This is a genomic window from Desulfotomaculum sp. 1211_IL3151 (genome assembly GCF_036763075.1).
Taxonomy (GTDB): Bacteria; Bacillota; Desulfotomaculia; order Desulfotomaculales; family Desulfotomaculaceae; genus Desulfotomaculum.
The window spans coordinates 1-1,885 of the sequence record NZ_JBAIYV010000005.1; the positions used below are offsets into that span (position 1 = coordinate 1).

The following is a 1,885-nucleotide window of genomic DNA, read 5'->3' on the forward strand; positions in this document are numbered from 1 at the left end:
TTTGCCGGATGCTTAATCCTTCAATCTCTTTTAGTTTATGCAGCACCATATCCCGCTCTGCCCTACTCATTTCTTGCAATATTTTAGCCTGTTTATTTTGTAACATTTTTTCTATCACTTCACGAGCCTGGGAATCACTCAACGCAGTTCGTTTCATGTCCTCTAAACATTTATCCTCGTTTTCAACTTCAGTAAATTGCTGTAATGCTTTGATGGCTTGTTCCTCTTTTTCGGAAAATATACCCAGTATCAAACCCGTATTGGTTATTCCCAATAACCCCTTACCATCATAATAATCCTTACAACTGCTCCAACAATATTCTTGGGCTCTTTTTACCATTCCTGCCTTAACAGGATTTTGATGTATATATCTAATGACTACTTTTAAGTAAATATCATCTTCAACATTTTCACTTTTGAAGCGGTTTTGGAAAACATGCCCAACCCGGTTATATTTCCAGTTATAATAATAGGCATAACTTGCACCCAGGCGATGCATCAGATTAGATATTTTCTTTAATCCTTCTTTTAAGAGAATATGGGCATGGTTATCCATCAGACAATAGCCAAGAATCAACGCATTGCTATCCTGGGCTATTCTTGCCAGGGTATCCAAGTATCTTTGACGATCTTGATCATCATGGTATATGGTTTCCTTGTTTATTCCCCGAACAAGTAAATGATATATTCCAGTTGTGCTGGTTTCTCTAGCTTGCCGTGGCATTATTTTAACCCCTTTTTTGTTCATCTTACCACGAGAAACTAAATGACACAACAAAAACGTCCCCTTGTGTCTACACTCTTTTCTAATGCATCTTTATAATTTATTAGACCATAACCATAAGTATTATCTTTCCCAGCATCGCCCAGATCAATTGCTGTATCTTCAATTAAATCTTTTAACTGTTTATTAGTTATGTTTTTATTATGATATTTTATAATGCTCACTAATGCGGTATTAAATCATGTCCTCAATCCCTTTAAATGTATATGCCCGGATAATAGAATATTCGAATATTTACTATCATGTTGTTAATACGCACTGATCACCTATAAATTTTAGCAATAAGCTCTGCAGAAGGTATAAGCAGAAATTGTCCTAAAATAGTACCTAATAATTTTGTGACAATCAGTAGTAAAACCAATGTTTTAACATCCTCATAGGGTCTTTCACCCTTTAATGCCTGGTCTGTAATGATAGCGGCCTTTGGATCAATAAATAGCGTTAATAAAATGGTTGCAATCCCATTTATCATACCAGCAGAAGCTGCTGCCGCCAATCGTTGTTCTTCTGCCACGAATGTAGCAGAGTAATTTGCAGATAAAACTCCGATCGTGTAAATACCTGTTATCACTACATTCAGAAATAATAATGTCTTAGGAATATGAGCGAACTTTAAGTTATGTAACATTCTTTTTGATGGTCTTACAGTAGTTTTAACTAGTCGTTTTATATTAGATATTTGAAAGGCACCAATAATAATAGCTGGAATCGAACCAGATGAACCTAATCTTTTAATAACTTTATTAAAAATCTTTAGGAATGTAGGGATCAATATTATCCCTATTAGGGTGCCTAATGTAGCTGAGAAGATAACTAGTCTTAACTGTATGGTAGGATCAATATTACTTGTAATACTTTTGCCGATTAAACTACCTATCAATGGTGCTTGAAATGTATTAGCCGTTCTAGAAATCAGAACAAAGATATTAAAGAGGGAAATAGATAAAGCAAATTGCCCGGTTTTAACAGCATTATATAAATGCTACAATAAAAGTGAGCCAAAATTGAAGGAAACGCCAGAAAAAAATTGAGCCACTTTCAACCAAAAACCTGTATTATCAGAAAGTTACATCTGTTGATACAGGAGGTAAAAAGGAGTGG

Annotated in this window: 1 protein-coding gene and 1 pseudogene; both read right to left on the reverse strand. The window is 34.7% G+C overall.

The features are described 5' to 3' along the window. The coding region (locus tag V6C11_RS00545) for a transposase (protein ID WP_333529130.1) at positions 1-724 on the reverse strand (724 nt) is incomplete at its 3' end. Positions 725-1,046: 322 nt separating this feature from the next. After that, a pseudogene (locus tag V6C11_RS00550) lies at positions 1,047-1,757 on the reverse strand (lipid II flippase Amj family protein); the annotation flags it as partial. Between the last annotated feature and the right edge of the window lie 128 nt (positions 1,758-1,885).